This is a genomic window from Halomonas sp. Y3 (assembly GCF_024137965.1).
In the GTDB taxonomy this organism is placed as follows: domain Bacteria; phylum Pseudomonadota; class Gammaproteobacteria; order Pseudomonadales; family Halomonadaceae; genus Halomonas; species Halomonas mongoliensis.
On the sequence record NZ_CP099975.1, the window covers coordinates 3037611 to 3061741 of the forward strand.

Sequence of the window (24131 nt, forward strand, 5' to 3'; positions counted from 1 at the left end):
TTGAAAAAAGAGCGCCGCGGGGTCTCCCCCGCGGCGCTCTCGTTCAACTGGCGTTTTCTATCAGGCGCGGACGGCCTGGACGGCGCCCTCGCGCACCAGCTCGTCGGTGACCCTGTCCACCGCCCGGCGGGCGCGGGTGACGATCTCGTCCACCTCGTCGCGGGTGGTGACCAGCGGCGGCGCGAAGCCCAGGATATCGCCCTGGGGCATGGCGCGGGCGATCAGGTTCTCCTCCAGGGCCGCGACGGCAATGCGCGGGCCCACCTTGAGGGCCGGATCGAAGTGCCTGCGCTGCTCGGGGTCCACGGAGAACTCCAGTGCCGCCAGCATGCCCACGCCGCGCACGTTGCCGACGATGGGGTGGTCGCCGAAGTCGGTGGCCATGGCCTGCTGCAGGTAGGCGCCAGTATCACGGGCGTTCCCGGTCAGGTCCTCGCGCTCGATGATCGCCAGGTTGGCCAGGGCGGCGGCACAGCCCAGGGCGTGGCCGGAGTAGGTCCAGCCGTGGCCGATGGGGCCGTACTGGCCGGTGCCCTGCTCCAGCACCGCCCAGACGCGGTCGCCGACGATGACGCCGGAGAGCGGCTGGTAGGCACTGGTCAGGCCCTTGGCGACGGTGATCAGGTCGGGCTTGATGCCGTAGAAGTGGCTGCCGAAGTCGGCGCCGATGCGCCCGAAGCCGCACACCACCTCGTCAGCGATCAGCAGCACGTCGTACTTGGCCAGCACCGCCTGGATCGCCTCCCAGTAGCCTTCGGGCGGCGGCACGATGCCGCCGGTGCCGAGCACCGGCTCGCCGATGAAGGCGGCCACGGTCTCCGGCCCCTCGGCCAGGATCATCGCCTCGAGCTTCTGGGCACAGTGCTGCGAGAACTCGCGCTCGGTCATCCCCTGCTGCTCGGCGGCGCGGTGGTAGTAGTAGGGCGCCTCGGTGTGCAGGATGCCCTCGAAGGGCAGGTCGAACTGGTCATGGAACGCCTTGAGGCCGGTCAGCGAGCCGGTGGCCAGGCCCGAGCCGTGGTAGCCGCGCATGCGCGAGATCACCTTCTTCTTCAGCGGGCGACCCAGCACGTTGTTGTAGTAGCGAACGATCTTGAGCTGGGTCTCGTTGGCATCGGAGCCGCCCAGGCCGTAATAGACCTTGGACATGCCGGGGCCGGCGAGCTCGATGATCTTCTCGGAGAGGGCGATCTGCGGCTCGTTGGAGTGGCCCACGTAGGTGTGGTAGTAGGAGAGCTCCAGGGCCTGCTGGTAGATCGCCTCGGCCACCTCGGTACGGCCGTAGCCGATGTTGACGCAGTAGAGGCCGGCGAAGGCATCGATGAACTCGCGGCCGTCCTTGTCGCGGATATGGATACCCTTGCCGCCGGTGATCACGCGGCCCGGCGCGTCGCCCTGGGCGAAGTCGCGCAGGTGGGTGGAGGCGTGGAAGGTCACCTTGCGGTCGCGGTCGATCAGGTCCTGGTGCTGCTGGCTCATGTCTTTCCTCTGCTCATATCAGGCTCCCCGGCGTCCCGCCGGGGAGGAAGTAAAATTAATTAACCAAAACCGTTAAGCGCGAGAGCTCTGCGAGCGAAGGCCAGACAAGGCGGATCTTGACGAGAACGCGGAGTTTACGTTCTGTAAATGAGCATGTTCGAGTCAAGATCCAACACAGTATGACCGAGCGCAGCAAGCTCAACTACCAGAGACGGAGCCCAGGGCGCCGAGGCAGTAGTACTTGGTCTCGAGATACTCGTCGATGCCGGTGATGCCGCCCTCGCGGCCCAGCCCGGACTGCTTGACGCCGCCGAAGGGCACGGGGGGGCCGGTCATCTTCACCGAGTTGACCGACACCATGCCGAACTCCAGCGCCCGCAGCAGCTTCCAGATGCGGCGGATATCGTGGGTGTAGACGTAGGCGGCGAGACCGTACTGGGTGTCGTTGGCCAGGGCAATCGCCTCGTCATCATCGGCATAGGCCATGACGCCGGCGATGGGGGCAAAGCTCTCCTCCTGCCACAGGCGCATGTCGCGAGTCAGCCCGGTGAGCAGCACCGGCATGAAGAAGTTCTCGCCGGGGGCCTCGCTCTGATCGCCGGCCACCAGGGTGGCGCCCTTGGCGATGGCGTCGTCGACGATGCCGGCGGCCTTCTCCACCGCCTGGCGATGGATCAGCGGACCCTGGTCGATCTCGCTCTCCAGGCCGTTGCCCACGGTGAGGGCGGCCATGCGCTCGGCGAAGTGGGCCACGAAGTCGTCATGGATCGACTCGTGGACCAGGATGCGGTCGGCGGCCAGGCAGTCCTGCCCCGCGGTCTGGAACTTGGCGGCCACGGCGGCGAAGGCGGCCTCCTTCGGGTCCATGTCGGGGCCGACGATAAAGGGAGCATCGCCGCCCAGCTCCAGGGAGACCCGCTTGACGGTGCTGGCGCACTGCTCCAGCAGCAGGCGGCCGACCCGGGTGGAACCGGTGAAGGAGAGCGCCCGCACCCGCGGCTCGGCGCAGAGAAGCTGCGACACCTCGGCGGGCTCGCCCAGCACCACGTTGAAGATGCCCGCGGGAATGCCGGCACGCTCGGCCAGCTCCGCCAGGGCCAGCGCCGAGAACGGCGTCTCGCCGGCGGGCTTGACGATCACCGGGCAGCCGGCGGCGAGGGCCGCGGCGGCCTTGCGGGTGATCATCGCCAGCGGGAAGTTCCAGGGGGTGATCAGGGCGGCGATGCCCACCGGCTCCTTGAGCGTGCCCAGGGCGGCGTTGGGGATATGGCTCGGGATGGTCTCGCCGAAGGTGCGCTTGCCCTCCTCGGCGAACCAGCGCACGAAGCTGGCGCCGTACTCCACCTCGCCCCGGGCATCGGGCAGCGGCTTGCCCTGCTCCATGGTCATGATGATGGACAGGTCCTCGCGGTTGGCCTGGATCAGGTCGTACCAGGCCAGCAGGCGCTCGCAGCGCTCGTCGGCGCGAAGCGCCCGCCAGTGCACGAAGGCCGCCTCGGCGGCGTCCACCGCAGCAAGGATCTGGTTGGCCTCGAGCCAGGGAATGTAGCCCAGGGCCTCGCCGGTGGCCGGATCGAAGACGGCCTCCTCGCGACCGCCCTCGCCGTGGGTCCACTGGCCGTTGACATAGGCGTGCTGACGAAACAGACGCGGATCGTCGAGCATGGTGGACAGGGTTCTGGACAGCTTCATGTTCATGGGGCACCTCCCTGACGCGCCGACCGGATTGGCCTTGTGGTTGACGTTGCCCAGCGGCCGGCGTGAAGAAACGGACGAGCCGCCTGGCGCTGGGCCCCAGGGCGGCTCGATGGGTTCATGGTAGGGGAGGTGGGCGGTCAGGACTTTTCGTTGCCCGCCGGGGAAGATGCGCTTTTTTTTGTCCTGCCGGGCGGCACGGCAGAATTTTCTGCAGCGCTCTCGGGGCGCCTCTACTCGGCGAAATCGTCGCGGGAGAATCCCTGCTCGGGCCACTTGACCGTCTTGGTGACGATATAGGTGAAGTAGCGCTCGATGCCGGCCTCACCGGTGAGCCAGTCATCGATCAGGCGCTGGTAGGCGTCGATGGAGTCGGCCTCCACCTTGACCAGGTAGTCGACGCCGCCGCCCACCGCCACGCATTCGGACACCTCGGGGGTGGCGTGCACCAGGGCCTCGAAGCGAGCGAAGCTCTCGGCGTTGTGCTGCTTCAGCTCAATCTGCACCCACACCGGGGTGCGCCTGACCAGCACCTCGGTGTTGATGCGGGCGCTGTAGCCCTCGATGATGCCGGCCTTCTCCAACCGGCGCACTCGCTCCCAGCAGGGGCTGACCGAGAGGTTGATCGCCTCGGCCAGCTTGGACTTGGTGATGCGGCCATCCCGGGAGAGGATCTCGAGAATCTTCAGGTCGTAGCGGTCCAGTTTCATTGCGGTTGCGGACCCTCAGCCCAGGGAGTCGACGACATCGGCGATCACCGCGATGGTGTCGCCCATGTTGACCAGCGCCGGGTGGCGGCGTGCCGCCAGCACCCCGCTGCGGCTGGCACGATACTCCACCGGCGCGCTGCCGCTGCGGGTCATGTCATAGACCCGGGCCACCACCTCGCCCTTCTCGACCCGCTCGCCCAGGGCAAAGCAGAGCTCCAGCACGCCGGCGTGCTCGCTCTGCACATAGCAGCTGGCATCGGGCATGTCGAGGTAGACCTGAGGCTCGGCGGGCATCTCCACCTCGCCGGCCAGCAGGCCGTAGTGGATCAGGAAGTTGTGCACGCCGCGCTCGGTGATCGCCATGCTCTCGGGAGTGGAGGTGCCGCCGCCGCCGAGCTCGGTGGCCACGAAGATCTTGCCCTGGCTCTCCACGGCGGTGTCGAAGAGGGCCGCGGCATCGAGCTCGAACATCATCATGGCGTAGGGGGCGCCGAAGGCCTTGGCGCCCTCCAGCGCCTGGCGCTGCTGCTCGGGGTCGTCGAGCACGTGGGAGGCGCCGAAGGGGATGATGTCCAGGGTGCGCCCGCCGGAGTGCAGGTCGAGCACCACGTCGCACATGGGCACCATCACCCGTGTGAAGTAGTCGGCGATCTTCTCGGTCACGCTGCCGTCGGGGTCGCCGGGGAAGCTGCGGTTGAGGTTGCCGCCGTCGAGCCCGGAGGTGCGCTTGCCGGCCATCACCGCCGGAGTGTTCATGCAGGGCACGATGATCACCCGGCCAGTGACCTCCTTGGCCTTGAGCTGGCTCGAGAGCTTGAGCAGGGAGGTGATCCCCTCGTACTCGTCGCCGTGGTTGCCGCCGGTAAGCAGCGCCGTGGGGCCCTCGCCGTTCTTGATCACGGTGACCGGGATCATCACCGCCCCCCAGGCGGAGTCGTCCACCGAGATGGGCAGCTTGAGGAAGCCGTGCTGGACGCCGTCGGCGTCGAAGTCGACGGTGGCGCTGATGGGGCTGGGGCGCTTGGTCATCGTTGAAACTCCTTGTTCTGTCATAGCGGCTCAGCGCACGAAGAGCTGGCGCGGGAAGTCGGCCAGGGTCTCGCAGCCGGTCTCGGTGATCAGGATGCTCTCGGTGATCTCCAGCCCCCACTCGTCTTCCCAGAGACCCGGCATGAAGTGAAAGGTCATGCCCGGCTGCAGGATGGTCTCGTCGGAGGGGCGCAGGCTCATGGTGCGCTCACCCCAGTCCGGCGGGTAGCTGATGCCGATGGGGTAGCCGCAGCGGGCGCCGCCGCGGTCGAAGCCGTACTTGTCCATGGCCGCGCCCAGGGCCATGGCGATGTCCGCGGTGCGGTTGCCGGGCTTGGCCACCGCCAGGCCGTTCTCGATCCCCTCGAGCAGCGCCGACTCGGCGCGCACGAACTCCGCCGGGGGCTTGCCCAGAAACACGGTGCGCGACATGGGGGCGTGGTAGCGCTTGTAGACCCCGGCGATCTCGAAGAAGGTGCCCTCCCCCTCGCGAAAGGGGGTGTCGTCCCAGGTCAGGTGGGGGGCGGCGGCGTCCTTGCCGGTGGGCAGCATGGGCACGATGGCCGGATAGTCGCCGCCGAAGACCTTGCCATTGCTATCCGTCCAACCCTCGATGCCCACCCGATAGATCTCGGAGACCAGCTTGCTCTTGGGCAGGCCGGGCTCGATCACCTCCAGGATCCGCGAGTGCATGCCCTCGACGATCTTCCCCGCCACGCGCATATAGGCGATCTCCTGGGGAGACTTGATGGCGCGGCACCAGTTGACCAGGGAGTTGGCATCCATGAAGCGAGCGTGGGGCAGCTCCCGCAGCAGGCTCTGGTAGGCCTTGGCGGAGAAGTAGTAGTTGTCCATCTCCATGCCGATCACCCCCTGGTGCCAGCCGCGATCGGGCATGATCGACTGGGCCAGATAGTCCATGGGGTGCATGTCGGGGTTCTGGACGTAGTAGTCCGGGTAGTAGGTGACATTGTCCGGATCGATCCAGCAGGTGCGCAGCGCCCCGTTGGCATCCATGCGCCGGCCGTACCAGACCGGCTCGCCCTCGAGACCGAGCAGCACGCACTGGTGCACGTAGAACGACCAGCCGTCATAGCCGGTCAGCCAGGCCATGTTGGAGGGATCGCTGATGATCAGCACATCGATGCCCCGGCTGGCCATCTCGGCGCGCACCTTCCAGAGCCGGCTGGCGTACTCCTCGCGGGAAAAGGGCAGATTTACCTGGGTCATTAGGCCACTCGACATCACAACATCAATAAAATCGGCCCTCTCGATAGGGAGAAGGCCGGCCAGGGTGACGGTCACCGACGGATGCCTGAACGGGCCGGAGGGCCGGTCAGCGGTACCAGGCAGCGGGGAGGGTCCCCATGGGCGCAGGTTACTTCCAACCCACGGTAGTCGGTCAAGCATTTACTGCACGGGCCCGCCGGCGGCTCTCAACGCTTGTCCATTGCGCCTTCGGCTTCCATGATAGGAGTCAGTGGAAAACAAGGAGTCGCCATGAAGGTACTGGTGCATATCGACGACGCCGAGCAGTGGCGCGACGCCCTGGCCGAGCGGCTGCCGGAGGCCGAGGTGATCACCAGCTCGGCACCCGCCGCGCAGCGTCGCGAAGCCGACTATCTGGCGGTCTGGAAGCCGCCCGAGGGGCTCCTGCGTGAGCCAGCGGCGCTCAAGGGCATCGTCAATCTGGGGGCCGGCGTGGACGCCCTGCTCAACAACCCCGGCCTGCCCGAGGGGGTGCCCATCGTCAAGCTGCGTGACGCCGGCATGGCCGAGCTGATCGGCGACTATGTGCGCTACGGCATCCTGCACTTCCAGCGCGATTTCGACCGCTACCGGCGTCAGCAGCACGCCCGGGAGTGGCGCGAGCACGCGCTGGTGGAGAAGAGCAACTGGCCGGTGGGGGTGCTGGGGCTGGGCGCCATCGGGGCGAAGGTGGCGGCCATGGTGGCCGCCGACGGCTTCCCGGTCCACGGCTGGAGCCGCTCGCCGAAGTCCCTGGCCGGCATCACCTGCCACCACGGTGACGCCGGCCTCGACGACCTGCTCGAGCGCGTGAAGAGCCTGGTGCTGCTGCTGCCCGACACCCCCGCGACCCGCCAGATCATCGACGCCCGGGCACTCGCCCGGCTGCCCGAGGGTGCCAGCCTGATCAACCCCGGCCGCGGTACCCTGATCGACGAGGCCGCCCTGCTCACCGCCCTGGGCCCGGGCGACGATCCCGCAAGCGTGGGGCGGCTGCGCGGCGCCATTCTCGACGCCTTCCCCGAGGAGCCCCTGCCCGAGGCGAGCCCGCTCTGGGCCCACCCGCGGGTCTGGATCACCCCGCACATGGCCGGCCCCACTCCCCTGGGCGAGGCGCTGGATCAGGTCGCCGCGGCGCTGCGCGCCTTCGAGGCCGGCGAGGCGCAGGAGACCGTCGACCCCGACGCCGGCTACTGACGCCGCGACAAGGAGGGAACGAGATGCGCATGAAGGTGGACTACGGCCCCGCCGACGCCCTGATCGTCGTGGACCTGCAGAACGACTTCTGCGAGGGCGGCGCCCTGGCGGTGGCCGGCGGAGCGGCGCTGGTGCCGGGCATCAACGCCGAGATCGATGCGGCCCGCCGGGCCGGCGCCCTGGTGGTCGCCTCCCGGGACTGGCACCCGGTGGACCACGCGAGCTTCGCCCATCGCGGCGGCCCCTGGCCGGTGCACTGCGTGCAGGACACGCCCGGCGCCGCCTTCCATCCCGGGCTCGCCCTTCCCGAGGAGGCCATCCGCGTCAGCAAGGCCAGCGCCTTCGACGCCGACGCCTACTCCGCCTTCGACGCCACCGACCTGGCCGGCTACCTGCGCGAGCGGGGCATTCGGCGTGTGATCGTCTGCGGCCTGGCCCTGGATGTCTGCGTCAAGGCCACCGCCCTGGAGGCGGTCCGGGAGGGCTTCACTACCCTGCTGCTGGCGCCCCTCTGTGCCGCGGTGGACCCGAGCGCCAGCGATGCGGTGCGGCGGGAGCTCGAGGCCGCCGGCGTGACGGTGACAACCGAGGTGGCGCCATGACGCCAGCGCCCTTCGCGGTGGCCGACGCGGACCTGGCCCTGCTCACCGACCTCTACCAGCTCACCATGCTGCAGGCCTACTGGTCCGAGGGCATGCAGAAGCGGGCCACCTTCAGCCTCTTCTTCCGACGCCTGCCGCCCGGCCGGCGCTTCATGCTCGCCTGCGGGCAGCAGCACGCCGCCGAGCTCGCCACCCGGCTGCGCTTCGATGCGCACCACCTGGAACGGCTGGCCGGCACCGGCCTGTTCGACGACGCCTTTCTCCACTGGCTGGGCGCCTGGCGCTTTCGCGGCGACATCTGGACCCTGCCGGAGGGCACGCCGGTGTTCGCCAACCAGCCCTTCATGGAGGTGGAGGCCCCCATCGCCGAGGCGCAGCTGCTGGAGAGCCTGGTGATGAACCTGGTGCAGCTGGAGACGGTGCTGGCCTCCAAGGCGGTACGGGTGGTGATGGCCGCCCGGGGCCGGCCGGTGGTGGACTTCGGCATGCGCCGCATGCACGGCATCGACGCCGCGGTGCGCGGGGTGCGCGCCTACCGAACCGCCGGCCTCGAGGGCACCAGCAACGTGCTGGGCGGCCTGCGTCACGGCCTGCCCCTGCGCGGTACCATGGCCCACAGCTACATCCTGGCCCACGACGACGAGCGCGAGGCCTTTCGCGCCTTCGCCCGCCGCTATCCGGGTACCACCCTGCTGGTGGACACCCACGACACCCTGGCCGGCGTACGCAAGGTGATCGAGCTGATGGCGGAGGCGCCCGAGACAGGCGTCGGCGCCATCCGCCTCGACTCCGGCGACCTAGGCCAGCTGGCCAGGGAGGCCCGGGCGCTGCTCGATGCCGCCGGACACCCCGAGGTGAAGATCGTCGCCAGCAGCGGCCTGGACGAGTGGCAGATCGCTGCACTGCTGGAGGAGAGGGCCCCCATCGATGTCTTCGGCGTGGGCACCGAGATGGGCGCCTCCTCGGACGCACCGGTGATCGACCTCTCCTACAAGCTGGTGGAGTACGCCGGCACGCCGCGCCTCAAGCACTCACCGGGCAAGGTCAACCCGCCCGGGCGCAAGCAGCTCTACCGCCGGTACGACGAGGCGGGCCGCTATGCCGGCGATACCCTCGCCCTGCCCGGCGAGCCGCTGCTGCGCCCCCTGGTGCGTGGCGGCGAGGTCACCCGAGAGGAGATGGCGCTGGCCGCCGGCGCCCGGGAGCGGGTACAGGAGGCGCTCGCCCGCCTGCCCGCCGCCCTGCGCGAGCTTGACCCGGGAGACGCCGGCTATCCGGTTGCGCTGAGCCCGGGGCTCGACGCTCTGGGGCGCCGGCTGCAGGCGCCGCCCGATCAGAGCGGCTGACGGGTGGGGCGAATGGTCAGCTCGTTGACATCCACATCGCCGGGCTGCTCGATGGCAAAGACGATGGCCCGGGCGATGGCATCGGGTTCGATGGCCAGCTTATAGAGCTCACCGACCCCCTCCGCGGTACGCGGGTCGCTGATCGACTCGGTCAATTCGCTGGTTACCGCTCCCGGAGAGATATTGGTGGAGCGAATATCCCGCGACTCCTGGCGCAGCCCCTCGGAGATCGCACGCACCGCGAACTTGGTGGCGCTGTAGACCGCCGCCGCCGGCGACACCACCTGCCCCGCCACCGAAGAGATGTTGATGACATGACCGGAGCGCTGGTCGCGCATGGTGGGCAGCACCGCGGCAATGCCGTAGAGCACGCCCTTGATATTGACGTCGATCATGCGCTCCCACTCGTCCACCTTGAGGCGGTTGAGCGGCGAGATCGGCATCACGCCGGCGTTGTTGACCAGCACGTCGATGCGCCCGAAGGCGTCGCGGGCGGCCTCGGCCAGGGCATCCACCTGTTCCCGACAGGCCACATCTGTCACTCGGTAGATCGCCTCGCCGCCGTCGGCGTTGATCGCTTCCACCAACGCTTTCAGACGCTCCTCGCGGCGTGCTCCCAGCACCAGCCGCGCCCCCTTGAGGGCCAGCATTCTTGCGGCTGCCTCGCCCAGACCGCTGCTGGCGCCGGTAATGATCACCACCTTACCGTTGACCTCTGACATCGCATCCCCTCCCTTTGTGAAATTAGCTCGAGGCGACCAAGATGGGAGCGAGGAGACAAATATGCAACCTTCGGGCAGGCCGGAACCCCCACCGAACGGAAGAGTCAACTGCCCTGCCGCGCACCGAAACGGATCCTCTCCATGACGCCAAGACGCCTTCTGCTTCCCCTGCTGCTCTGCCTGCTACTGGTGGCGATGCCCCAAGCGCCGGCCGCCGGAGCGCCGCTAGTGCCGCCGCCCTCCGAGCGCGCAACCGCCCCGGTGCAGGCCAACCCCCAGCCCTTCGCGGCACGCTATCGGCTGGAGGTGAGCGGCTGGCCCAGCACCAGCATCGACCATCGGCTGTTTCAGGACGGCGCCTCCTGGTTCAGCGAGATGCGTGCGGCGATCGCCGTGGCCCGGGGCGAGGAACGCAGCCGCTTCCTGGTAGAGGAAAAGGGCGTGCGCTCCCTGCAGTACACCAGCGGCTACTCACTGCTGGGCTTCGGCGGCGACTACCGGCTCGCCCCGGACGACCTGGCCAGTCTCCCCGACCGCCAGGCGGCGCTCTTCGAACTCTCTCGCCGCGCCGTGAACGGCAGCTGCAGCGGCGAATGCGAGCTTCGCTATCAGGATCATCGCGGCCGCGAGGAGCAGATGAACTACCGGGTGGTGGGCGCCGAGACCCTCTCGCTGCCTTCCGGCCGCTTCGAGGCGGTCGCGGTAAAGGTCAACGAGCCGGGCAAGCCGGAGCGCCACCTGCTCTTTCACTTCCACCCGGAGCTCCCCGGGCTGCTGCTGGCCGCGGAGTTCCACCGAGACGGCGAGCGCAGAAGCCGGCTCTCTCTCACCCACCTCACCCTCGACGACTGAAGCCGACTCGAGCCACCCCTTACCCACCCTCCTTCCACGACTAGCCGGCAGGAGCCTGCTAGAGTAGCGGGTTTTCCGTCGCCGCAGGCGACGCTGCCAGGGAAGGACGCCGACATGCTGAGCGGACTGGTCATCGTGCTGCTGCCGCTGCTGCTGGGCTATCTGGTGCCGGTGCGCCACGCCGGCCTGATGGCGCTGATCAACCGCGGGGTCAACGCCTCCGTCTATGTGATCCTGCTGCTGATGGGGGTGAGCCTGGCCGGCCTCGATAACCTCGGCAGCCAGCTCTCGCGGATGGGGGGACAGGCGCTGGTGCTGTTCGCCGTGATCGGCGCCTGCAACCTGGCGGGGCTCTGGTGGCTATCGCGCCGGCTGGGCCTCACCGCCGACCCCAGCCGGGTGGTGCCCGGCGCCCCCACCAGCAAGCTGGCCGCCATGGCGGGCTCACTGGCCCTCGTCGGCGTGGTGGTCCTGGGCGTGGCCCTGGGGCTCCTGGGCCGGGGCCTCGACGGCCTCCACGACGGCGCCGAGGCCCTCGCCGAGTGGGTGCTCTATGCCCTGCTGGCGCTGATCGGCTGTCAGCTGCGCAACTCCGGCATGGCGCTGCGCCAGATCCTGCTCAACCGCCACGGCCTGGCCATCGCCCTGATGCTGGCGGCCACCTCGCTGGTCGGCGGGCTGATCGCCGCCCCGCTGCTCGACCTGCGCGCCAGCGAGGGGCTGGCCATGGCCGCCGGGTTCGGCTGGTACTCGCTCTCCGCCATCCTGGTGGGCGACGCCCTGGGACCGGCGCTGGGCGGCGTGGCCTTCTTCAACGACCTGGCCCGTGAACTCCTCGCCTTCGTGCTGATCCCCCTGGTGATCCGGCGCCACGCCGCCCTGGCCATCGGCTACGGCGGGGCCACCTCCATGGACTTCACCCTGCCGGTGATCCAGCAGCACGGCGGCGTGACCTGCGTGCCGGTGGCGGTGGTCTCGGGCTTCATTCTGTCGCTGCTCTCGCCGCCCCTGACGCTCTTCTTCCTGTCGCTTTGAGCCCCCGAGCCGACGGCTTGCATGCCGCTTGCACAATTCGTGACCATTGGCTGCATGGCAAGCTGCCATGCTGCCCGTTCCGCTGCCCTGCCCGAGACGCCCATGAGCCGCCCCCTCGCGCCACGCCCACTCGCCCCGCCACGCCCTCGCCCCTCGCGCCAGCGCGGGCGACTGTCCCTGGGCCCCCTGCTGGCACTGCTGGTGCTTGCCGGCGGCCTCACCGTCGCCTGGTGGCTGATGAGCCAGCCGCCCAGGGTGGAGCGCCGTGCCCCGCCACCCCCCGTGCCCCCCCTGGTGGAGGCCGTCACCGTGATGCCCCGGGCCGTGGCACCTGACCTGCACGGCTTCGGTCGCGCCGTGGCAGAGCGCGAGGCGCACCTGGCGAGCCGGGTCGCCGGGCGCCTGGAGTCCTTCGCTCCCGGCGTGCTGCCTGGCCGCCTGGTGGAGGCTGGAGCCCCCCTCGCCCAGCTGGACGATGCCGACCTCCGCCTGGCCCTGCGCGAGGCCGAGGCGGCGCTGGCCCAGGCCGAGGCGGCACTCGCCATGGAGCAGGGCGAACAGCAGCGGGCCCGGGCCGAGTACCAGAGCTTCGGCCGCGAGCTGCCCGCGGAGCGGCGCGCCCTGGTGCTGCGCGAGCCTCAGCTGAGAAGCGCCCAGGCCGAGGTGGAGCGAGCCCGGGCGGCTCGCGACCGCACCCGCCTGGACCTCGAGCGCACCACCCTCGTCGCCCCCTGGAGCGGCATGGTGCAGGCCCGCCTGCTGGGCGAGGGCAGCGAAGTGAGCAGCGGCACCGAGCTCATCCACCTGGTGGACGTGTCGCGCTTCTGGGTCCAGGCCTCGCTGCCGGGGGAGGCCCTGGCCTGGCTCACCCCCGCCGGCGCCGACGCTCCGGGCAGCGCGGTGACGCTGACCAGTCGGGGCTGGCCCACCGGCGGCCAGCGTGAGGGCGAGCTGCTCTCGGTGCTGCCGACCCTGGAAGAGAGCGGCCTGCAGGCCCAGGTGCTGATCGCAGTGGAGGACCCCCTGGCGCTTGACGCCGAGCACCGGGGCGAGCCGTCGCTGCGCCTGGGCGACGTGGTGCGCCTGGACTTCCAGGCCATCCAGCGCGACGACCTGATCGCGCTTCCCGCCGCGGCCCTGCGCCCCGGCGATGAAGTCTGGGTGCTGGACGAGGAGGAGCGCCTGCGCCGTCGCACCGTCAGCGTGCTGCACCGCGACGACCGCCAGGTGCTGGTGGCCGAGGGCCTCGAGGCGGGCGAGCGGGTGATCCTCTCGCCGCTGGGCCAGCCCCGGGAGGGCATGGCGCTGCGCACCGCTCCCACCCCGGACGAACGCCCGGCCGGCGCCGCACCGGCGGAGGCCCGCCCATGATGCGCCGCGGTCCCATCGCCTGGATGGTGCACCACGGGGTGGCGCCCAACCTGCTGATGCTGCTGCTGATCCTCGGCGGGCTGATGGCCTCCACCACCATCAAGAAGGAGGTCTTCCCGGACTTCGAGCTGGAGATCATCACCGTCGCCATCGGCTACCCCGGCGCCACCCCCGAGGAGGTGGAGCGCAGCCTGCTGCTGCCCCTGGAGGCGGCGCTGGCAGGCGTGGACGGCATCGACGAGCTGACCGCCACCGCCAGCGAGGGGGCCGGACGCGTCTCCGCCAGCCTGGTGGATGGCGTGGAGGTGATGCGGGTCTACCAGGAGATCCAGCAGGCGGTGGGCGCCATCACCAGCCTGCCCGCCGCCGCCGACCCGCCCCGCTTCGGCCTGGCCGGCCGCTCGCGCAGCGTGATGAGCCTTCAGCTCCACGGCTGGGTGGATGACCAGCTGCTCCATGATCTGGCCGAGGAGATGCGCGCCGAGCTGCAGGCGTCCCCGGGCGTCTCCCGGGTGGAGCTCTCCGGCAACCGCGACCGGGAGATCCAGGTGCTGCTGGACGAGGAGGCGATGCAGCGCCACGGGCTCGACCACCGCCAGCTGGCCAACCGCATCGGTGACGAGGCCCTGGACCTGGCCGGTGGCCGCCTGACCACCGGCGAGGGGGAGTGGCTGATCCGCTATCAGGGGCGCCGCGACGAGGCCAGGGAGTTCGCCGACCTGCCGATTCTCGGCACCCCGGACGGCGGCCAGCTGCGGCTGGGCGATATCGCCCGGGTGGAGCGCGGCTTTGCCGAGACCGATCGCGAGGTGCTCTTCAACGGCGCACCGAGCATGACCCTGGAGGTCTACCAGATCGGCAACCAGACCCCCATCGGCATCTCCGACGCCGTCCACGCCCAGCTCGAACGGCTCCAGGCGGGCCTGCCCGAGGGGCTGGCCCTGTCGGTCTCCCGGGACAGCTCCGAGGCCTATCGGGACCGCCTCGACCTGCTGCTGAAGAACGCCTTCCTGGGCCTGGCCCTGGTGCTGGTGCTGATGGGGCTCTTCCTGGAGGCGCGACTCGCCTTCTGGGTCACCCTGGGCATCCCCACCGCCTTCCTCGGCGCCCTGCTCTTCCTGCCTTGGTTCGGGGTGTCGCTGAACATGATGTCGATGTTCGCCTTCATCATCGCCCTGGGCATCGTGGTGGACGACGCCATCATGGTGGGCGAGAACATCCACAGCTACCGGGAGCAGGGCCACTCCCTGCGCGAGGCGGCGGTGCGCGGCGCCCGGGAGATGGCGGTACCGATCACCTTCGCCATCCTCTCCAATATCGTGGCCTTCCTGCCGCTGCTCTTCCTGCCCGGCTTCCTGGGCATGATCTTCGCCGTGGTGCCGCTGGTGGTGATCACGGTGTTCCTGGCCTCCTGGCTGGAAGCGCTCTTCATCCTGCCCGCCCACCTGGCCCACCGCGCCGGGGGCCGCGAGGCCCCGGCCTGGCGCCGCCCCCTGGATCGCCTGCGCCAGGCCCTGCAGGCCTGGCTGGCTCGGGTCACCCGGGAACGCTTCGCCCCCTTCCTGGAGCGCTGCCTGGACCAGCGGCTGCTGACCGTGAGCCTCGCCGTGGCGGTGCTGGCGGTGGCGCTCGCCTATGCCATGAGCGGGCGCCTGGGCTTCTCGCTGATGCCCCGGGTGGAGTCGGACATGGTGCAGGCCACGGTGACCCTGCCGGTGGGCAGCCCCATCGCCGACGACCGCGCCATCCGCGACCGCCTGCTGGCCGCCGCCGAGGCCCTGGCCGAGCGCGACGACGGGCCCGCCTTCACCAGCAGTCGCGCCCAGATCGACGGCGACCGGCTCAGCGTGCGCCTGACCCTGGATCGCGCGAGCCTGGACGCCTGGCCCCCCTCCCGGGTGGCCCGGGAGTGGCGGGCGCTCACCGGCGAGTTCAGCGGCGTCCAGGCGGTACGCTTCGAGTCCGATGTGGGAGGCCCCGGCGCCGGGGCCGGGCTGACCCTGCGCCTCTCCCACCCCGACAGTCGCGCCCTGGAGGGGGCCGCCAACCGGCTCGCCGAGGCCCTGGGGGAGTTCGAGGGGGTCACCGACATCGACAGCGGCCTGGCCGACGGCAAGCCCCAGCTGGAAATTCGCCTCTCGCCGGAGGGGCGCGCCCTGGGCCTGACCGGTGCCGACCTGGCCGGTCAGCTGCGCGCCCCCCTGCAGGGGATCACGGCGCTGGAGCAGTTCGTGGGCCGCCACGAGATCAGCGTCGAGGTGCGCCTGCCCGCCGAGGCGCGCCGGAGCCTCGCCGACCTGGAGCGACTGCCGATCCGCACGCCCGAGGGTCGACAGGTGCCGCTGGCCCGGGTCGCCGATCTCAGCCTGGGGCGCGCCGCCACCACCCTGCAGCGCATCGACGGACGGCGCATCATCAGCGTCACCGCCGACGCCGCCGGCGAGGGGCGCATCAATCAGGTGATGGGGACCCTGGAGGCCGACGTCTTTCCCGCCCTGCGGGCCGGCTGGCCGGGGCTCGAGATCACCCCCGGCGGGCGCCAGCAGGAGACCGCCGACAACGTCTCGGCGCTCACCAAGGCCTCCTGGCTGACCCTGATCGCCCTCTATGCCCTGCTCGCCATCCCCTTCCGCAGCTACCTGCAGCCGCTGCTGGTGCTGGCCGCCATCCCCTTCGGGGTGATCGGCGCGGTGGCCGGCCATATGATCATGGGCTTCGGCCTCTCGGTGGTCAGCCTGATGGGCATGCTGGCGCTCTCCGGAGTGGTGATCAACGACGCCCTGGTGCTGATCGACTACGCCAACCGCCGGCGCCGGGAGGGCATGGGCGCCCGGGAGGCGATCGTCGCCGCCGCCACCCGCCGCCTGCGCCCGATCATGATGACCACCCTGACCACCTTCCTGGGCCTGGCACCGATGATCTTCGAAACCTCCCGCCAGGCCCGCTTCATCATCCCCATGGCGATCTCGCTGGGCTTCGGCATGCTCTTCGCCACCTTCATCCTGCTGCTGCTGGTGCCCTGCCTCTACCTGATGCTGGAGCGGCTGCGCGAGCGCCTGAGTCCCCATGCACGCCCCGAGGAGGCCTCCTCATGAGCCTGAACCTGCCCCGCCCCGCCGTCTCCCGGCTGGGCATCAAGCTGTTCGTGGTGATCCTCGGGGTCAACGTGGCGATCTCGGCCCTGGTGTTCCTGGGCGTCTCGCGCAGCCTCGACCGCGGCTTTCTCGAGTACCTGGACACCACCCAGGCGGCCCGGGCCGAGACCCTGGCCGAGGGGCTCGGCGAGGAGTGGGCGAATCGCGGCGACTGGCAGTGGCTGCGCGTCTCCCCTTCCGCCTGGCAGCGCCTGGTGCGCCAGCAGCTCTGGCCCGGGGCCGGCCCTCCACCCCACGGCATCGAGCGCCGCCTCGGCGACCCCAAGGATTTCGTGCTCCACGATGCCGAGGGCCTGCCGGTGATCGGCCTGCCCCCGGATGACGACGAGGAGGCCGCCACCCTGCGCTGGCTGCCGATCCTCCACGAAGGCGAGCGGGTCGGCACCCTGGGCTACCGCCCTCCGGAGCAGCTGATGGCGCGCATGGACCATATCTTCCTCTCCCGCCAGCAGCGCAACCTGGCGATCATCGTCGCGTCGCTGGGAGTCGCCTCGCTGCTGCTGGCCGGCGGGCTCTCCTGGTGGCTGGGGCGGCGCACCCGCAGCATGGCGCTGGCCACCCGGCGCCTCACCGAGGGCGACTACAGCATTCGCCTGCCGGAACGCGGCCAGGACGAGCTGTCGCGGCTTTCCCGGGACTTCAACGTGCTGGCCGCCACCCTGGAGGCGAGCCGCGAGGCGCGCAGCCGCTGGGTCTCGGATATCGCCCACGAACTACGCACCCCGCTGGCGGTGCTGCGCGGCGAGATCGAGGCGATGCAGGACGGCATCCGCCGCCTGGACCTGGAGAACCTGCACTCTCTCTCCCAGGAGGTGGACCAGCTCGAGCGGCTGGTGGCCGACCTGCGCCTGCTCTCCCAGAGCGATGCCGGCGCCCTGGAGGTGCAGCTCGCCCCCATGGACCTGGCGGAGAGCCTGCTCTCGCGACTGGAGGAGGCCGGCGGCTGGCTGGCCGACAGCGGCATCACCCTGGAGACCGAGGTCCGGAAGGGCGCCCGGATCCGCGGCGACGCCCAGCGCCTGCGCCAGCTGTGGAACAACCTGCTCGACAACACCTGCGCCTATACCCGGGCGCCAGGACGCCTGCGGGTCACCCTCGACGCCGGCCCCCAGGGTATTCGGGTCCGCTGGGAAGACAGCGCCCCCGGCGTGCCCGAGGGCGAGCTCGACCGGCTCACTGAGCGGCTCTACCGGGTAGAGGGCTCGCGCAACCGTGCCAGCGGCGGCAGCGGCCTGGGGCTCTCCATCGCCGCGGCCCTGGTCAAGGCCCACGGCGGGGAGATGCACGCCACGCCCTCGCCGCTGGGTGGGTTATGCTGGACGCTCACCTTTCCACCGCTCGATGACGACCGCCTCAGGGAGGAGACCCCATGACAGCCCAGGAACACGCGGAGCCGCAGATCCTGATCGTCGAGGACGAACCCAAGATCGCCCGGCTGGTGGCCGACTACCTGGAGAGCAGCGGCTTTGCCACCCGCCACCTGGACCACGGCGACGCCGTGCTGCCCTGGCTTGCCGAGGTGCAGCAGGCCAGCCAGGGGCCGGCCCTGGTGCTGCTCGACCTGATGCTGCCCGGTACCGACGGGCTGACCCTGTGCCGGGAGATCCGCCAGCGCTGGCCGGCGCTGGCGGTGATCATGCTCACCGCCCGGGTCGAGGAGGTGGACCGCCTACTGGGCCTGGAGCTGGGCGCCGACGACTATATCTGCAAGCCCTTCAGCCCTCGGGAGGTGGTGGCGCGGGTCAAGGCGGTGCTGCGCCGCAGTCAGGCCGCCGATCAGCCGGCCAGCGGCGAGGCGAGCGACCTGGTCCTCGATGAGGAGGGCTGGCGGGCGCTGGCCGACGGCCAGGACCTGGGGCTCACCGCCGTGGAGTTCCAGCTGCTCAAGGTGATGATGCACGCCCCGGGGCGGATCTTCTCCCGGGATCAGCTGATGGATCACATGTATCGTGACCACCGCATCGTCTCCGAGCGCACCGTGGACAGCCACGTCAAGAAGCTGCGCCGCAAGATCAGCGATGTCTGGCCGGAACGCGAGGTGATTCGCTCGGTCTACGGGGTGGGCTACAAGTACCAGCCCGAGGCCTAGCCGCAACGCCTCGTGCACCACCTTTGCACCTTCACTGCACGCGGCTTGCACCTCGCGGCGCGACACTGACAGCACCCACCCAAGGCCAGAAGGAAACACCCATGAAGATCACCCTGACTCGCAAGCTGCTGGCGCCGGCCCTGCTCGCCGTGGCCATCGCCCCCATGGCCCTCTCCGCCACCGCCGCCCCCGGCAAGAGCGAAGGCGACTGGGCCGAGAAGCGTCAGCAGTGGCACCAGGCCCATGCCGAGCGCAAGGCCGAGCAGCGCCAGGCGCTCTTCGAGCGCGCCGGCATCGACGAGGCGACCCGCGAGGCCCTGGACGAGGCCCGCAGCGAGCACCGCGACGCGATGCGCCAGCTCCATGAGCAGCACCGCGAGCGCCTGGCCGAGATTCTCGACGACGACCAGCGTGCCGCCCTGGAGGAGGCCCGCCGCGAGCAGCGCGAGGAGCGCCGCAGCGAGATGATGGAGCAGCGCCGTACCTCCATGCAGGAGCGCCTGGAGGCGCTGGTGGACGACTGGGGGCTCTCCGACGAGGAGCGCGAGGCCCTGCGCGAGACCCGCGAGGCGATCTACAGCGATATGGCGGAACTCCGCGGCCGCGACTTCGATTCCCGCAGCGAGCGTCGCGACGCCATGCTGGAGATGCGCGACCGCCACCAGGCCGCCCTGGCCGAGATTCTCAGCGACGAGCAGCTCGAGGAGCTGCGCGAGACCATGATGCAGCGCGGCGAGCGCGGCTATGGCAAGGGGCATGGCAAGGCCTACCGCGGCCATGGCGAGATGCGCGGCAACTGAGCCTGGCGGGACCTTCCTCGACCGTCCACCTCGCACCACTACCGCGAACCACAGCGGGCCCGACTTCCATGTTCGGGCCCGCTTGCGTGCCAGCGGCCTCGGCCATTCCCTGCAGCCCTGCGACAATGGCAGGGCTTGCGGCAGTGCAACAGGAAGGCGTAACGTTAAGCTCCAAGCTCTTTAGCAAGCGAAGGAGTTGTCATGTCCCGCCGCTTCCCTCAGGCCGGCTATCGCCTTCCCGTTCCCGGCAGCGCCCTGCTGGCCGCCTGGCGAGCGGGCTACGGCCTGGCCGAGCTGCGCCGCGACCTGATGGCCGGCCTGACCATCGGCATCGTGGCCGTGCCGCTCTCCATGGCGCTGGCCATCGCCACCGGGGTGCCGCCCCAGCACGGGCTCTACACCGCCATCGTGGCCGGCGCCATCATCGCCCTGACCGGCGGCTCCCGCTTCAACATCTCCGGCCCCACCGCGGCCTTCGTGGTGATCCTCTTCCCCATCGTGGCGAGCCACGGCGTCGGCGGGCTGCTGATCGCCACCCTGATGGCGGGGCTGATCCTTACGGCCCTGGGGCTGGCCCGGCTGGGCAGCCTGATCCAGTTCGTGCCCTACCCGGTGGTGCTCGGCTTCACCGCCGGCATCGCCGTGGTGATCGCCCTGCTGCAGCTTCCCGACTTCCTGGGGCTGGCCGGGGTCGCGCTCGGCGACAGCACCCCGCACAACCTGGCCGCCATCGTTCGCGCCCTGCCGACCCTGGCCCCGGCCGAGCTCGGCATCGGCCTGGTGACCCTGGCCACCCTGATCCTTTGGCCGCGGCTCAAGGTGCCGGTGCCGGCGCCCCTGGTGGGGCTGGTCGTCGGCACCCTAGCGGCGCTGGCGGTGAGCGCCGCCGGGGTCGAGATCGCCACCATCGCCTCGCGCTTCAGCTGGGAGTTCCAGGGCCAGAGCGGCAGCGGCATCCCGCCCTTCGCGCCGAGTCTGGTGGTGCCCTGGCGGCTGCCGGGGCCCGACGGCACGCCGCTCGCGGTGGACTTCGCGCTGATCCGTGAGCTGCTCGCCCCCGCCCTGGCCATCGCCATGCTGGCCGCCATCGAGTCGCTGCTCTGTGCGGTGGTGGCCGATGGCCTGACCCGCACCCGCCACGACCCCAACGCCGAGCTGATCGGCCAGGGACTCGGCAACGTGGTGGTGCCCTTCTTCGGCGGCATCACCGCCACCGCGGCCCTGGCGCGCACCGCCACCAACATCCGCAGCGGCGCGGTCTCGCCGGTGGCCGCGGTGGTCCACGCCCTGGTGGTGCTGCTGGCGGTGGTGCTGCTGGCCGGCGTGCTGGGCCATGTGCCCATGGCGGCGCTGGCCGCGCTGCTCTTCATCATCGCCTGGAACATGAGCGAGGCCCGCCACTTCGTGCACACCCTGAAAAGCGCACCGGGCAGCGACGTGGCGGTGCTGGTGATCTGCTTCGCCCTGACCGTGGTCTTCGACATGGTACTGGCGGTGGCCGTGGGCATGGCCCTGGCCGCGGCGCTGTTCATCCGCCGCATGGCCAGCCTCACCGAGGCGCGGCGGCTGCGCGCCGGCGAGCCTGAGGCCCCGCCGGCCCTGCCCCGAGGGGTCGCGCTCTACGACATCAACGGCCCGCTCTTCTTCGGCGCCGCCGAGAAGGCGATCTCGTCCCTGCGGGTGGTGGACCCGGACGTGCGGGTCATGATGATCGACATGCGCGACGTGCCGAGCCTGGACGCCACCGCCATCGTGGCCCTCCAGGCGCTGGTGGAGGAGCTGCGCACCGAGCGGGTCGGGGTGATCTTCGTCGGCCTGCCGTCACGCATGGTGCTCAAGCTCAAGCGCGCCGGGCTTCGCCGCGAGCCGGGTCGGCTGGCCATGGTCGCCGGCCAGGCCCACGCCGCCCGCCTGGCCGAACGCTGGCTGGCCTTGGAGGCGCGACACCATGGGTAAGTCCCTATCCCCGCTGCAGGTCACTCGCTGGCTCAACGTCGACACCCGTCAGGATCTGCAGGAGACCGATGCCAAGACAGCCAAAAGGGGCGGCGAAGCGCCCCTGGGACCGCTGGGCCGGTGACATCAGTCGGCCATATCGAGCACGATGCGCCCTTCGATCTTGCCATCGATCATGCGCTGGAAGACATCGTTGATGTTCTCCAGCCTGTCGGTGGCGACGGTGGCCTTTACCTTGCCCTCGCCGGCAAAGTCCAGCGCCTCCTGCAGATCCTGACGGGTGCCGACGATGGAGCCCCGCACGGTGATGCCGTTGAGCACGGTATCGAAGATCGGCAGCGGGAAGTCGCCCGGCGGCAGGCCGTTGAGCACCAGGGTGCCGCCGCGACGCAGCATGCGCTGGCCCTGATCGAAGGCTTTGGGCGATACCGCCGTGACCAGCGCCCCATGAGCGCCGCCGATCTCGCGCTTCAGGTAGTCGACCGGATCGGTCTTCATGGCATTGACAGTGACCGTCGCCCCAAGCCTTTCGGCCAACGCCAGCTTGCCGTCATCGATGTCCACCGCCGCCACGTTGAGCCCCATGGCACGAGCGTACTGCACGGCCATGTGGCCAAGCCCGCCGATGCCCGAAACCACCACCCACTGCCCTGGGCGAGTGTCGGTCATCTTGAGCCCCTTGTAGACGGTCACGCCGGCACACAGCACCGGAGCGATCTCTAGAAAGTCGACATTATCGGGCAGGAGGCCGACGAATCCCGCATCGGCCAATGTGTAATCGGCGAAGCCTCCGTTCACCGAGTAGCCGGTATTTTGCTGCGACTCGCACAGCGTCTCCCAGCCGCCCAGGCAGTGCTCACAGTGGCCACAGGCCGAATAGAGCCAGGGAACGCCAACACGATCGCCCTCCTTGACGTGTTTCACGCCCTCGCCGATGGCGACAATATGCCCGACGCCCTCGTGGCCGGGAATGAACGGCGGATTGGGCTTCACCGGCCAGTCACCGTGAGCGGCATGCAGATCGGTATGGCAGACGCCCGAAGCGGCCACCTTGACCAGGATCTCGCCCTTCTGGGGCCGAGGCGTCTCTACCTCCTCGATAGCCAAGGGCTCACCGAACTTGCGTACTACAGCGGCCTTCATCGTCTTGTCCATTATCTTACTCCTGCTGTTGCTCGAGTGGAGAGCCCCTGTCGGGCTCGGGGCATCGCCCGGGGAACGAGGTGGTGGCCCACCCTCTGCTGGGAAAGGAGCGCCGCCCGGCGAATCCGGACGGCGCAAGGATCAGAAGAAGCCCAGCGGGTTGGTGTCATAGCTGACCAGCAGGTTCTTGGTCTGCTGGTAGTGCTCGAGCGCCACCTTGTGGGTCTCGCGGCCGACGCCGGACTTCTTGTAGCCGCCGAAGGCGGCGTGGGCCGGGTACTGGTGGTAGCAGTTGGTCCACACCCGGCCGGCCTGGATGCCGCGCCCCATGCGGAAGGCGACGTTGATGTCGCGGCTCCACACCCCGGCGCCGAGGCCGAACTCGGTGTCGTTGGCGATGGCCAGCGCCTCGGCCTCATCCTTGAAGGTGGTCACCGCCACCACCGGACCGAAGATCTCCTCCTGGAAGACGCGCATTTTGTTGTTGCCCTTGAGCAGGGTCGGCTGGATGTAGAAGCCCTTGTCGATGCTCGGGTCCAGGCTCTCCTTGTCGCCACCGGTGAGGAACTCGGCGCCCTCCTCCCGGGCGATGTCCATGTAGGACATGATCTTGTCGAACTGCTCCTGGGAGGCCTGGGCGCCCACCTGGACGTCGGTGTCCAGCGGGTTGCCGCGCTTGATCCTGCCGACCTTCTCCATGACCCTGGCCATGAAGGGCTCGTACATGGACTCCTGGACCAGCGCCCGGGAGGGGCAGGTGCACACCTCGCCCTGGTTGAAGAAGGCCAGCACCAGGCCCTCCGCCGCCTTGTCGATGAACTCCGGCTCGGCGTTCATGATGTCGGCGAAGTAGATGTTGGGGGACTTGCCGCCCAGCTCCACCGTGGAGGGGATGATGTTCTCGGCGGCGCACTTGAGGATATGCGAGCCCACCGGGGTGGAGCCGGTGAAGGCGATCTTGGCGATGCGCTTGCTGGTGGCGAGCGCCTGGCCCGCCTCGGCGCCGTAGCCGTTGACGATGTTGACCACCCCCGGCGGCAGCAGGTCGCCGACCAGCTTCATCAGCTCCAGGATCGAGGCCGGGGTCTGCTCGGCGGGCTTGAGCACCACGCAGTTGCCCGCCGCCAGGGCCGGGGCCAGCTTCCACACCGCCATCAGCAGCGGGAAGTTCCAGGGGATGATCTGCCCCACCACGCCGAGCGGCTCGTGGAAGTGATAGGCCACGGTATTGGCGTCGATATCGGCGGCGGTGCCCTCCTGGGCGCGGATGCAGCCGGCGAAGTAGCGGAAGTGGTCGACCGCCAGCGGCAGGTCGGCGTTCAGCGTCTCGCGCACCGCCTTGCCGTTGTCCCAGGTCTCGGCCACGGCCAGCATCTCGAGGTTCTGCTCGATGCGGTCGGCGATCCTGAGCAGGATGTTGCTGCGCTCGGCGGCGGAGGTCCTGCCCCAGGCCGGGGCGGCGGCGTGGGCCGCGTCCAGCGCCTTGTCGATATCCTCGGCGGTGGAGCGGGGAATCTGGCAGAACACCTCGCCGTTGACCGGGCTGACGTTGTCGAAGTAGCCGCCCTTGACCGGCGGGACGAATTCGCCGCCGATGTAGTTGCCGTAGCGCTGCTCGAAGGTGATGACGGAACCGGACTGGCCGGGGTTGGCGTAGATCATGACGTGACTCCAGAGCTGTTGTGGTTATGTCGGGTCACTT

General features: G+C 69.9%; 20 protein-coding genes. 12 read left to right on the forward strand and 8 right to left on the reverse strand.

Annotated elements, in window-relative coordinates; genetic code table 11:
* Positions 1–60 precede the first annotated feature (60 nt).
* From NHL60_RS14390 to doeA, 5 genes are all read right to left on the reverse strand, one after another.
* Positions 61–1479, reverse strand: a complete 1419-nt coding sequence (locus NHL60_RS14390) for an aminotransferase (protein WP_253444808.1) — start codon at positions 1477–1479, stop codon at positions 61–63.
* A gap of 198 nt (positions 1480–1677) precedes the next feature.
* A complete protein-coding gene (locus NHL60_RS14395; RefSeq protein ID WP_253444811.1) occupies positions 1678–3177 on the reverse strand; it encodes an NAD-dependent succinate-semialdehyde dehydrogenase in 1500 nt (499 codons plus the stop codon).
* Positions 3178–3407: 230 nt separating this feature from the next.
* A complete protein-coding gene (locus NHL60_RS14400) occupies positions 3408–3884 on the reverse strand; it encodes an Lrp/AsnC family transcriptional regulator (protein WP_253444813.1) in 477 nt (158 codons plus the stop codon).
* A gap of 15 nt (positions 3885–3899) precedes the next feature.
* Positions 3900–4913 (reverse strand): N(2)-acetyl-L-2,4-diaminobutanoate deacetylase DoeB, encoded by a 1014-nt coding sequence (gene doeB, locus NHL60_RS14405; RefSeq protein WP_253444816.1) that lies wholly within the window; start codon positions 4911–4913, stop codon positions 3900–3902.
* A 30-nt stretch (positions 4914–4943) separates the two neighbouring features.
* Complete coding sequence (doeA, locus tag NHL60_RS14410) at positions 4944–6143, reverse strand: ectoine hydrolase DoeA (RefSeq protein ID WP_253444819.1); 1200 nt, start codon at positions 6141–6143, stop codon at positions 4944–4946.
* A 270-nt stretch (positions 6144–6413) separates the two neighbouring features.
* Here doeA and NHL60_RS14415 point away from each other — a divergent pair, with 270 nt between their 5' ends.
* From NHL60_RS14415 to NHL60_RS14425, 3 genes are read left to right on the forward strand one after another with little or no spacing between them, the layout of a single operon-like run.
* Positions 6414–7358 carry a glyoxylate/hydroxypyruvate reductase A gene (locus tag NHL60_RS14415; RefSeq protein ID WP_253444822.1) on the forward strand — a complete coding sequence of 315 codons (945 nt, stop codon included), beginning with the start codon at positions 6414–6416 and terminating at the stop codon, positions 7356–7358.
* 23 nt (positions 7359–7381) lie between these two features.
* Positions 7382–7960 (forward strand): isochorismatase family protein, encoded by a 579-nt coding sequence (locus NHL60_RS14420; protein WP_253444825.1) that lies wholly within the window; start codon positions 7382–7384, stop codon positions 7958–7960.
* Complete coding sequence (locus tag NHL60_RS14425) at positions 7957–9306, forward strand: nicotinate phosphoribosyltransferase (protein WP_253444828.1); 1350 nt, start codon at positions 7957–7959, stop codon at positions 9304–9306. Before NHL60_RS14420 ends, NHL60_RS14425 begins: the two co-directional genes overlap by 4 nt.
* On the opposite strand, the gene NHL60_RS14430 is transcribed toward NHL60_RS14425, so the two are convergent.
* The gene (locus tag NHL60_RS14430; RefSeq protein WP_253444831.1) at positions 9294–10028 is read right to left on the reverse strand and encodes an SDR family oxidoreductase; all 735 of its coding nucleotides are present in this window, start codon (positions 10026–10028) and stop codon (positions 9294–9296) included. The two genes, NHL60_RS14425 and NHL60_RS14430, sit on opposite strands and share 13 nt — an antisense overlap.
* 141 nt (positions 10029–10169) lie before the next feature.
* On the opposite strand from NHL60_RS14430, the gene NHL60_RS14435 reads away from it, so the two are divergent.
* The 9 genes from NHL60_RS14435 (at position 10170) to NHL60_RS19610 (ending at position 21410) form a co-directional block, all read left to right on the forward strand.
* Positions 10170–10880, forward strand: coding sequence for a hypothetical protein (locus tag NHL60_RS14435; protein WP_253444834.1), 711 nt, complete (start codon positions 10170–10172; stop codon positions 10878–10880).
* A gap of 114 nt (positions 10881–10994) precedes the next feature.
* The gene (locus tag NHL60_RS14440; RefSeq protein WP_253444837.1) at positions 10995–11915 is read left to right on the forward strand and encodes a lysine exporter LysO family protein; all 921 of its coding nucleotides are present in this window, start codon (positions 10995–10997) and stop codon (positions 11913–11915) included.
* 102 nt (positions 11916–12017) lie between these two features.
* The gene (locus tag NHL60_RS14445; protein WP_253444840.1) at positions 12018–13286 is read left to right on the forward strand and encodes an efflux RND transporter periplasmic adaptor subunit; all 1269 of its coding nucleotides are present in this window, start codon (positions 12018–12020) and stop codon (positions 13284–13286) included.
* Positions 13283–16381, forward strand: coding sequence for an efflux RND transporter permease subunit (locus NHL60_RS14450; protein ID WP_253444843.1), 3099 nt, complete (start codon positions 13283–13285; stop codon positions 16379–16381). Before NHL60_RS14445 ends, NHL60_RS14450 begins: the two co-directional genes overlap by 4 nt.
* Positions 16378–17814, forward strand: a complete 1437-nt coding sequence (locus NHL60_RS14455) for an ATP-binding protein (protein WP_253444846.1) — start codon at positions 16378–16380, stop codon at positions 17812–17814. The genes NHL60_RS14450 and NHL60_RS14455 overlap by 4 nt, the downstream gene beginning before the upstream one ends.
* Positions 17811–18530 (forward strand): response regulator, encoded by a 720-nt coding sequence (locus NHL60_RS14460; protein ID WP_253444849.1) that lies wholly within the window; start codon positions 17811–17813, stop codon positions 18528–18530. The genes NHL60_RS14455 and NHL60_RS14460 overlap by 4 nt, the downstream gene beginning before the upstream one ends.
* A gap of 101 nt (positions 18531–18631) precedes the next feature.
* Positions 18632–19330, forward strand: a complete 699-nt coding sequence (locus NHL60_RS14465) for a hypothetical protein (protein ID WP_253444853.1) — start codon at positions 18632–18634, stop codon at positions 19328–19330.
* Between the two features lie 201 nt (positions 19331–19531).
* A complete protein-coding gene (gene dauA / locus NHL60_RS14470) occupies positions 19532–21286 on the forward strand; it encodes a C4-dicarboxylic acid transporter DauA (protein ID WP_253444856.1) in 1755 nt (584 codons plus the stop codon).
* The gene (locus NHL60_RS19610; RefSeq protein WP_301271067.1) at positions 21279–21410 is read left to right on the forward strand and encodes a hypothetical protein; all 132 of its coding nucleotides are present in this window, start codon (positions 21279–21281) and stop codon (positions 21408–21410) included. The genes dauA and NHL60_RS19610 overlap by 8 nt, the downstream gene beginning before the upstream one ends.
* Before the next feature lie 2 nt (positions 21411–21412).
* Here NHL60_RS19610 and adhP read toward each other — a convergent pair whose 3' ends face one another.
* Both adhP and NHL60_RS14480 read right to left on the reverse strand, forming a co-directional pair.
* Entirely contained in the window at positions 21413–22441 is a 1029-nt protein-coding gene (gene adhP, locus NHL60_RS14475) for an alcohol dehydrogenase AdhP (protein ID WP_253444860.1), read from the reverse strand.
* Between the two features lie 129 nt (positions 22442–22570).
* Positions 22571–24091: an aldehyde dehydrogenase family protein gene (locus tag NHL60_RS14480; protein ID WP_253444863.1), complete on the reverse strand. Its 1521-nt coding sequence runs from the start codon at positions 24089–24091 to the stop codon at positions 22571–22573.
* Positions 24092–24131 lie beyond the last annotated feature (40 nt).

Bases quoted from the DNA above. Each gene is read 5' to 3' on its own strand.
- NHL60_RS14390 (WP_253444808.1), bottom strand. From the start codon at position 1,479: ATGAGCCAGCAGCACCAGGACCTGATCGACCGCGACCGCAAGGTGACC.
- NHL60_RS14395 (WP_253444811.1), bottom strand. From the start codon at position 3,177: ATGAACATGAAGCTGTCCAGAACCCTGTCCACCATGCTCGACGATCCG.
- NHL60_RS14400 (WP_253444813.1), bottom strand. From the start codon at position 3,884: ATGAAACTGGACCGCTACGACCTGAAGATTCTCGAGATCCTCTCCCGG.
- doeB (WP_253444816.1), bottom strand. From the start codon at position 4,913: ATGACCAAGCGCCCCAGCCCCATCAGCGCCACCGTCGACTTCGACGCC.
- doeA (WP_253444819.1), bottom strand. From the start codon at position 6,143: ATGACCCAGGTAAATCTGCCCTTTTCCCGCGAGGAGTACGCCAGCCGG.
- NHL60_RS14415 (WP_253444822.1), top strand. From the start codon at position 6,414: ATGAAGGTACTGGTGCATATCGACGACGCCGAGCAGTGGCGCGACGCC.
- NHL60_RS14420 (WP_253444825.1), top strand. From the start codon at position 7,382: ATGCGCATGAAGGTGGACTACGGCCCCGCCGACGCCCTGATCGTCGTG.
- NHL60_RS14425 (WP_253444828.1), top strand. From the start codon at position 7,957: ATGACGCCAGCGCCCTTCGCGGTGGCCGACGCGGACCTGGCCCTGCTC.
- NHL60_RS14430 (WP_253444831.1), bottom strand. From the start codon at position 10,028: ATGTCAGAGGTCAACGGTAAGGTGGTGATCATTACCGGCGCCAGCAGC.
- NHL60_RS14435 (WP_253444834.1), top strand. From the start codon at position 10,170: ATGACGCCAAGACGCCTTCTGCTTCCCCTGCTGCTCTGCCTGCTACTG.
- NHL60_RS14440 (WP_253444837.1), top strand. From the start codon at position 10,995: ATGCTGAGCGGACTGGTCATCGTGCTGCTGCCGCTGCTGCTGGGCTAT.
- NHL60_RS14445 (WP_253444840.1), top strand. From the start codon at position 12,018: ATGAGCCGCCCCCTCGCGCCACGCCCACTCGCCCCGCCACGCCCTCGC.
- NHL60_RS14450 (WP_253444843.1), top strand. From the start codon at position 13,283: ATGATGCGCCGCGGTCCCATCGCCTGGATGGTGCACCACGGGGTGGCG.
- NHL60_RS14455 (WP_253444846.1), top strand. From the start codon at position 16,378: ATGAGCCTGAACCTGCCCCGCCCCGCCGTCTCCCGGCTGGGCATCAAG.
- NHL60_RS14460 (WP_253444849.1), top strand. From the start codon at position 17,811: ATGACAGCCCAGGAACACGCGGAGCCGCAGATCCTGATCGTCGAGGAC.
- NHL60_RS14465 (WP_253444853.1), top strand. From the start codon at position 18,632: ATGAAGATCACCCTGACTCGCAAGCTGCTGGCGCCGGCCCTGCTCGCC.
- dauA (WP_253444856.1), top strand. From the start codon at position 19,532: ATGTCCCGCCGCTTCCCTCAGGCCGGCTATCGCCTTCCCGTTCCCGGC.
- NHL60_RS19610 (WP_301271067.1), top strand. From the start codon at position 21,279: ATGGGTAAGTCCCTATCCCCGCTGCAGGTCACTCGCTGGCTCAACGTC.
- adhP (WP_253444860.1), bottom strand. From the start codon at position 22,441: ATGGACAAGACGATGAAGGCCGCTGTAGTACGCAAGTTCGGTGAGCCC.
- NHL60_RS14480 (WP_253444863.1), bottom strand. From the start codon at position 24,091: ATGATCTACGCCAACCCCGGCCAGTCCGGTTCCGTCATCACCTTCGAG.